Origin of the sequence: Dolichospermum sp. LEGE 00246 (assembly GCF_015207865.1) — a bacterium.
Taxonomy (GTDB): Bacteria; Cyanobacteriota; Cyanobacteriia; order Cyanobacteriales; family Nostocaceae; genus Dolichospermum; species Dolichospermum heterosporum.
This window is the reverse complement of record NZ_JADEWA010000230.1, coordinates 1-8556: the sequence shown is the minus strand read 5'-3', so window position 1 is coordinate 8556 and position 8556 is coordinate 1. Positions and strand designations below refer to the sequence as shown.

Genomic DNA, 8556 nt, shown 5'->3' with positions numbered 1-8556 from the left:
ATTTTTATAGAAGTTATGTTTATTATCGAAAAAGTATCATCAAAAATTAGGCATTAATCAATCTGAAGATTTGAGTGTTATTGAATTGATAAGATGCTTTTGACATGATACATAAAAATTGAAAATCCTGGTTATTTACTATAAATACAATAAGGAGATTTATGCAAACGAATTTAGAAAACAGAACTGAATCTAATAAGATAGATGATTTACTCAATTTCGCCGAAGATAACTCTGAAAATAATCTTGCTGGTACTGAGAATCCAAATATTATTACTGAATCAGATGTGGAATTAGCAGATAAATTAGAATTAGTAGAAACACAACATTCACTTGTAAATTCTCCCTGGTCACGGGCAATAGTAGTTGGGGGAGGATTTGGAGTAGGATTTATGCTAATTTTTATGCTCCTCAATCCCATGATGAATGGGAAGGTAACGAAGAAAGAACAAACACCAGAAGTTGCTACTACCTCTCCTCCTGAAGAAGAAGTTCCCAAAAAAGATGGTGATATTTATGCCAAATTAGCATTACAGAAACAAGCTGAAGAACTGGAAGCATTCAAAGAACAAAATAGAATTAGACAGGAATCACCAGTTGAAAAACAGGATAAGCAGACAGTTGAAAACCTGCCCAGAACTAAAACTATTCCTAATAAATCTGTCAGCAGAGAAACATCGTCAACAGTCACTAGGGAACAACAACCTAGAAGACCAATGAGAAGGGAAATACCTGTCAGAGAAGCGCCAATAGCACGCTCTTCACCTCCAGTACAAACTGTTGCAACTTCAACGATTTTACCCAAACAACAAACCACCTTTAAAGCTCCTACAAAACCTTCAGATCCATTAGCAGAATTAGCAAATTTACGTTCTCTTGGTTCTGGTGGTCAAATTTATTATGCAGCAGCAATCACGAACGAAAAACAGGAGGTAACAAGCACTCAAACTCGAAATATTAGCACATCTGATTATACTCCCAGGCGTAGGTCTAGTTATAACCGCAATTCTCAACTAGAAACACTAGAAACAGTTACTACTAATAATTCATCATCAGATTTAGATAGCACTGTTGATAATAATAATGGGGGAATTGAAGAACTAAAAGCCAAGTGGACTCCGGTAATTAGTGAGAAGACTTTAACTAAAAGTGACAAGGTAACTAATTTCAGTGATAGCAAGAATTATTATCCAGAAGAAGCAGCTATTATTGAGGGCAGAGAAGAACAGTATTTAAGAGTAGGAGAATACACTACTGGCATATTAGAAACACCCGTCGTTTGGTCGGCAAATGTTAATTCTAATAATTCTCACATTCAAACTAAGTTTGTTGTGAAACTCACCCAACCTTTAATGAGCAATATTGGGGAAGAAGCAATTCCTGCTAATACACTTTTGAGTGCAGAAATTCAAGGAGTTGATTCATCTGGCAGAGTTACTGCTGTTGTTACTGCCATTCTCAAAGATGGGACTGAATATACATTACGACCAGGAACAATTGTCATACAGGGGAAAGGAGGAGAACCTTTAATTGCTAATCAGTATCGGGACAAAGGTAAAGAGATTTTAAGCTTGGATGCAGGACTAGGTTTAATGTCAGGACTGGCCAAGGTGGGGGAGGTGGTTAATCAACCTGATATTGAAAGTAGCATTTCTCAATCTAATGGTGGGTTTAGCAGCATCCAAACCAGTCGCAATGGAAATCGCTCTTTACTAGGTGCATTTGCTCAAGGAGCGTTTGGTACAGTTTCCAAGCAGGTAGAGGAACGCAATCAAAAAGCGATCGCAGAAATTATCAAACGACCAAACATTTGGTTCATCCCCCCAAATACCAAAATCAATGTTCAAGTAAATCGCTCTTTGCGACTTTAAACTACCGATTACACATTGGGTGAAGGTGTCTCCTGGAGGATGAAAATGGACAAGTTTTTCTGGTTATTTCTAGCTGTTACAACGTCTTGCTTGGTCAATATTCCATCTCAGGCACTACCGACACCAAGAACACAATCAACTAATACCAAGAGTTCTGTTCGCATTATCCCTCAAAGTAAGGCCACTGGAACTCAAGCCGAACTACAAACTGTAGAGGTATGGCCGGGACATGGTGTATCCATCTCATTTTATGAGACTGGTGAGGTTATTCAACGAGTGTGGTTAGATGACCCTTCCCGCATCCTCATGGATGTAGATGGTTGCTTGCAAGGCTTGTCTGATAGGTCTAATTGTAAAGACTCAGGAGCCGGTTTAATTCATCTTAGACAAATTAACTCGGTTAGTATTCCTGGAATGCCTACAGCTAAAAACGGCGCACACTTGACGGTAATTACGCAATCTTCAGCAGGAACGCGCCAAGTTTACAACTTTCGGGTGCTAACAAGCAAAGGAACTCCACGCTACAGTACCATCTCTATCACTCCTGATGTCACTCGCAAAGAAGTACCACCCGCAGATTCTATTATTGTCGCCACTATTACTAAGGGATTACAAGTAGCAGCAGAAAAACGCTGGATAACTCCCAGTAATCCTTTATGGCAGAAACTACAACAACTAATTCAAGAGTTACAGTCAGGTAAAAATTTAACCAATGCTGCTGAAAGTCTCAAAGTTTCTCCTCAGCTAATTGAGCGTTTATTGCAATTAGGATCTGAATCAACTCTTCCTAATCTTCCTAATCAAATTCCTAATCAAATTCCTAATCAAAAAGTTAAACCTACAATTCAGAGAAATCAAGATTTTTCAGACGATTCTTCTAGTAATTAATTAGGGTACAAATATGCTGCTAAATCGTCATCATCAAAATAATCAACAACCTGTTGAAAGTACAAAAACTAATCAATTAAATTTCAATTACCATATCAAATATTGGATGTTTTTGGGTTTATGTACAAGTTTATTATTACATGGCTTAATATCCTTTCGCCATCATAATTTACTTGGTTATATTTTAGGAATTCAGCCAGCAACGGCATCTTCTACACCAACATTGAACACTATCCCTAGCAAATACATCAACAATGCACCAGTTCCTGATTGGGAGAGTATTACATTTAAATCTTTTGTTTTCTCTAGTCCTGGTAGTGTTGAACTTCCCAATGTTGAATTTCCTGGATATAAATCAATCAGAAGTTGGCAAGCGGGACAAAGTTTAGATGAAGTGATGGAATTGGGAGATTTTGAAAATGTATTTAATTTAGAAAATTTTAGTTTACAAACAATTAGTCAACTGAGTGGTATTTCTCTGGCAAATACTAAATTATCGGATTTTGATACTATTAAATGGCAAACCGTCCCTGAATTAACTAAAGCTATCCCTAATTTAGTTAATGAATATGTAGAAAATGTACCACCTATTCAAGATTTGATTAAAAAGATATTGGGTGTTACGAATATTAATGGACAAACCATAGGAGAAATTATCAATAATTTACCACAGATAAAAGATATAGAGTTAGGAGAAATTAATTTATCTGATTATAATCTGACCTCTATTCCTGGAATAGAAAAAACTGCTCTTAAACAATTTAGTAATTGGCAGAATACTAGCATATCAAAAATCCCTGGACTAAATCAGGTAACATTCACTAATTTTCCCAATGCACCTGTACCCCAAGGAAGTATTGTTGGTAAATTAGATTTGCCATTAAAGGAAGTAGAATCAAACCGACAACGTTCAATAAGTGGTAGTGACCAAGTTGGGTTTAATATTCCATGTACTAACAACTGCGCTCACATAGAATTATCAGGTGTAAGTGGAATCACAGGTAGTCAATGGATGAGTGGTAAGTTTCAACAAGTAAAGGGTAGTTTTGGGATATTAGGCAATCTTAATGGTGGAAAAGAACCAACCGGAAGGCATCCTTTTGGTAAGGGTTTTAAACAAGCTGTATGGGATATTAATGAAGGTGATGGAACTGCATCAACTGCTATTTTCTTCCGCATTTGTCGGAGAGGTGGTTGGTTTGATTTAGGCTGTTCACCTTATTTTATTGGACCGTTTCCTTTTTTTATATATCAAGAAAAATCACCTATATTTCTTGGCACTCCTTTAACAATTCCCTAGATAATTTAATGTTTTTTGAAGTCGCATTTTAGTGGAGATAGAATGTTATGATTTCTGAAAAAATCGGGTACACCTGAATTTTCCATAATCCTCTTACCTGCCTAAAAAAACTATCAGCAATCAAATCGTATTCCTATATATGTTTTAAAATATTCATCTACAACAACTTTCAAATTTTCAAACAACACTCTTGCGCTCTTCTCTGCGCCTCCGCGTCTGGAGCGTGAGATAAAGAAAATATAGTTATCTACTTGAAAAGCCTGTAATACAAAATATCCCAATCTTAAGTCTATATCAATCATTTTGAAATTTATCTAATCACCATGAGTACAAACAACTTTATTTCCGAACTTCAAAATCCCCAAGCACCAATTGGTAAATACACTCATTACCTTTTTTCTGCTAATGGGTTAATGCTGACAGGATTATTGCTAGGATTTCTATTACTACAAATGTTATCTGGAAATAAAAAAGGCAGGTTAGCTACCAGTTATTTTGGCGGAAGTAAGGAGACAGCTAAAGCGAAAAAGAAAGCTATCAAACAAATTGCTAATCCTCAATGTGATAGTGCCACTCTCTATGTTGGTAGACACAAATTTACAGGTCGAAAAACTCAAGATAAAGAACCGGGAAGTCCCATACCGTTATACATACCAGATGTACAAAGAGGAACGGCAGTAATTGGCGCTCCTGGTAGCGGTAAGTCTTTTTCTGCTATTAACCCGATGATTTATAGCGCCATTGACCAAGGTTTTCCGATTGTTTTATATGACTTTAAATACCCAACTCAAGCTAAAGTTGCCAGTTATGCCAAAAAGATGGGTTATCAAGTTCATATTTTCGCTCCTGGTTTCCCTGAAAGTGAGGTGTGTAATCCCCTTGATTTTCTCCGAGATTCTACGGACGCGGAAACGGCAAGGCAGTTAGCAACTGTGATCAACAAAAACTTCAAAATGATGGCTGCTAGTAATGAGGATGCTTTTTTTGGACCTGCTGGTGATCAGTTGACGGAAGCTATCCTGATGCTGACCAAACAAACTCAGTATCCAGATATTATGACGGCGGCGGCTATTTTGAGTAGCGATCGCATGGTAGAACGGTTAATGGCTGCTAACCTCAATCCCTGGATTAAGATTGCTTTTGGTCAGTTGTTTAGTTCTGCTGGTTCTGAGAAAACGATTGCTGGTATCGCCGGTACTGCCAGTTTGATGTTTACCCGGTTTATGAAAAAGAATACTTTGGGGTGTTTTGTTGGTAAGACGACTCTACCTCTGGAAATCAAGGGTAAACAAATGATTATTTTTGGGTTGGATAGGGAACGACGGGATGCGGTGGGTCCACTATTATGCAGTATTTTACACATGACGGTTGCTAGAGCGATCGCCAAAAAACGGCAAGACCCATTAGTTGTTGTCCTCGATGAAGTGCCTTCTTTATACCTACCAGACCTGTTTAGATGGCTGAATGAATCTCGCAGTGAGGGTTTTTGCGGCATTCTGGGATGGCAGAACATGGGACAGTTAGAAAAATACTATGGTAAGGAAGTTGCCAAAACCATGCTGGGTGCTTGCGGTACGAAGTTCATTTTTAATCCGGGTGAGGAAGAATCAGCGCGGTTGTTTAGTGCTTACCTGGGAGACGAGGAAATTAAATATAAGCAGAAATCAAAAAGCACTGGGGGAGGTAAAAGCAGTACCTCAATCTCTGAACAGGATAAAACACGGAAGTTATTTGAACCTGCACAGTTTTTGAAGTTGCCACCGGGGAAGTGTATATTTATTAACCCGGCTTACTGTAATCAAAATGAAGCTTCTGTTCCTTTATTAAAAACAATTAAAATACCGAAAGTTTTAATTAATATTGAGCAAGAAAATGACTCTAGGTGGACAAGTTTGATTGCTCAATTGACTGAGAAAAGCACTCAACAACGTCCTACTCAAGAGGATTTAGATAAACGGGTAGGAGAGGTAAATAAATTATTTCCTATTCCTCAGCAACCTGTACAAGCTGGTGCTGTACCATTACCTATTGATGCTTATAAAGGATTTTTCTAATTATCAATGTTAAGGGTATTTCTATATGCTGAATCAGCAACTGAAGTTATTAAATGAATCCTATCAATCCTTAAATCCTGATTTAAAATGGATATATTAATATGTTTGATGAAAGAGTAACACAATTAGCAACTGCTTATCAAAAAACTGTTGACCATATAATTGATGAGCTTCAAATTACTGCCTCAATATTAGCAGAATTAGTCCAGGCTTTAATAGATAAAGTCAGAGAAAAACTTAAACAAGAACAAGAAAAGTTATTTGAGATTGAAGTACAAGTTGGTAGTGAGAAATATCGGCTTGTTCCAGATGAGGAATTTCCTGGTGCTTGGAAATGGGAAGCTGCCGAAATGTCTGATGTCCAAGTGCAGAATATCGCCAAGCAATTAATGTTAACAGCAGCAGATAATTCTCAAGACATCACAGATATTGTTCTAGCTAATAATAATTCTTCTTTAGCTATCATTGCCACTATTGAATCAGGTGATAAATTAACTGTTTATCAGCAAGATAATCAAGGTAAGTGTCGTCATAACTGGGTGACGGAAAATTTAGACACCGAGGAAATTATCGCTGTAGTCTATGAACCTATAATTCGTTATTTACCTCCTAGTCAAAATACCCCAAATAATACAAGAGAGATAAAGGAAGATTTAACAAAAATTGTTGATGAACTGCTAGGTCAACTTTTTGGAAGTCAAGATATTGAGAGTGAAGTTGTTGATAATTATACAGAATCTGAATCTCCAACAGTAGCAGTAAATTCTGGAGAAAACATTGAATTAGAAAATGAATTTACACCTATTTTAGATTTATCATTTGAAGAGGAAACTTTCGTCTTTTGGGATGAAGATACTCCATTACCAGAACCACCAGTAGATGATTCACCAGAATGGGATGATGCCAGGGATATATCTATGGCTGAAACGACATATTTAGAAGAAGAAAATCAGCATAATTTTACTGATAAGCAAGTTTCGACGAATGAAATAAGAACTGAAGAAACAGTCACAGAGACAATACCTGAAGTTCATGCTTTTAGGGAAGAAAAGTCAGCTAGATTTTTTGAAACAACAGAGGAAGAAACTGAAACACAAAAAAGAAAAGTTGCTTTTACACCAAACTATAATGGTGTGGTTTCATCTCCAACAGTAACTTCTCAAAATCAGAAGTGGATACGGGAAGTAGAAGTTCCTATTAAGAAGGATGTTGCACCCATTTGGCAAAAGGTTATAGGTTTAAACTGGCTGAAAATGCGGCATAATCTCAAAGTTGAAAATGCCAAAATTGCTCAACCAGCAGTTGAACTTCTCAAGGCTTATGGGGAGACGTTAGCAGATGGTTCTAGACTTTATAGAAGTGATGCTTTTGTAATTAGAAAAGAAGGTGAAAGATATAGTATCCATCATCGCCGTGATGAATTATCTAATTTTTCTCATTCTTTGATGGAATTTACTGTCAATTCTCGTCAGGATATAAAAATTAAAGTTCCTCCTACACAAATGTTAGCAGTAGAAAGACAAGAGTTTTTGATGGTAGCTGAGAAGATTTCGGGTGAGAAGAAATTACCACAGCTACAAAATGCAGATATCAGAGATATTGCTAACCAACTAGGTTCTTTGGCACCTGCTGGGACTTTTGCAACGTTGGAAAGTTTTAGAAAGACTGAGGTTTTGGGTTTACTCAATTCTGCTTTACAACAAGCTAAGACTGATAATTTAACTATAGGAGAATACACGATTTCTAGATCCAGGGATTTAGAAGCTGGGGTGGCACAGTTACAGCTACATAAAACTAATCATCAGGGTGAAGAAGAAATGGTATCTTTCACTCTTCATAAAACAGCAGAAGGTATTATTAAGCAGGTCGACTATCTTAATATTAGCGATTGGGATTTAACACAGTTGAAGTTTATATCCCGCAATGCTCATTTATTTGATTTGGAGAAGTATGGTTTAGTTGATAAAGCAAGGGATGGTAGCAAGGAGGTTAAGAATATAGCTGATATACCAATTCCTCTACATCCTGCACTTAAAAAGGTATGGCAGCAAGTGGAAAGGGATAATTTTAATATGGATTCTTCTCTGATTAATGCAGAAGAGGTTAAAACGGGTATTCGAGACAAATTTAAAAAATCTCAGGAGATGCTTTCTGTGGGTGAACAGAGGGAATTGTATTTTCAACTATTGGTTTTACAGAATTTAAAGCATGATGATTTGCAAAATCAAATGTCACCTTTGAAAGAGATAACTAATGACTTGGAACAGTGGCGTAAGGAAACAGTTTCAAATCAATATACGCCAAAAATAAATATATTTAGGGAGGATATGGATACTACAATGACATCCAATAAATCTAGATGTGTTTCTGAATGGGGTAATGAATTGTCACGATAGATAGTAATAGAAGGGTAAAAACTAATTTTAAAAGTATTTTTTTCTAC

The 8556-nt window shown here is 36.7% G+C and carries 5 protein-coding genes; all 5 read left to right on the top strand.

Going from position 1 to position 8556, the window contains the following annotated elements; genetic code table 11:
* Positions 1 to 161 precede the first annotated feature (161 nt).
* Positions 162 to 1871, top strand: coding sequence for a TrbI/VirB10 family protein (locus tag IQ228_RS15440; RefSeq protein ID WP_193963423.1), 1710 nt, complete (start codon positions 162 to 164; stop codon positions 1869 to 1871).
* 45 nt (positions 1872 to 1916) lie between these two features.
* The gene (locus IQ228_RS15435) at positions 1917 to 2759 is read left to right on the top strand and encodes a hypothetical protein (protein ID WP_193963421.1); all 843 of its coding nucleotides are present in this window, start codon (positions 1917 to 1919) and stop codon (positions 2757 to 2759) included.
* Between the two features lie 13 nt (positions 2760 to 2772).
* Positions 2773 to 4059, top strand: a complete 1287-nt coding sequence (locus tag IQ228_RS15430; protein WP_193963419.1) for a hypothetical protein — start codon at positions 2773 to 2775, stop codon at positions 4057 to 4059.
* Between the two features lie 323 nt (positions 4060 to 4382).
* The gene (locus IQ228_RS15425; RefSeq protein ID WP_193963417.1) at positions 4383 to 6113 is read left to right on the top strand and encodes a type IV secretory system conjugative DNA transfer family protein; all 1731 of its coding nucleotides are present in this window, start codon (positions 4383 to 4385) and stop codon (positions 6111 to 6113) included.
* Positions 6114 to 6214: 101 nt separating this feature from the next.
* Positions 6215 to 8509, top strand: coding sequence for a hypothetical protein (locus tag IQ228_RS15420; protein WP_193963416.1), 2295 nt, complete (start codon positions 6215 to 6217; stop codon positions 8507 to 8509).
* The last annotated feature ends 47 nt before the right edge of the window (positions 8510 to 8556 follow it).

Coding starts and splice junctions, on each gene's coding strand:
- IQ228_RS15440 (WP_193963423.1), top strand. CDS start 162: ATGCAAACGAATTTAGAAAACAGAACTGAATCTAATAAGATAGATGAT.
- IQ228_RS15435 (WP_193963421.1), top strand. CDS start 1,917: ATGGACAAGTTTTTCTGGTTATTTCTAGCTGTTACAACGTCTTGCTTG.
- IQ228_RS15430 (WP_193963419.1), top strand. CDS start 2,773: ATGCTGCTAAATCGTCATCATCAAAATAATCAACAACCTGTTGAAAGT.
- IQ228_RS15425 (WP_193963417.1), top strand. CDS start 4,383: ATGAGTACAAACAACTTTATTTCCGAACTTCAAAATCCCCAAGCACCA.
- IQ228_RS15420 (WP_193963416.1), top strand. CDS start 6,215: ATGTTTGATGAAAGAGTAACACAATTAGCAACTGCTTATCAAAAAACT.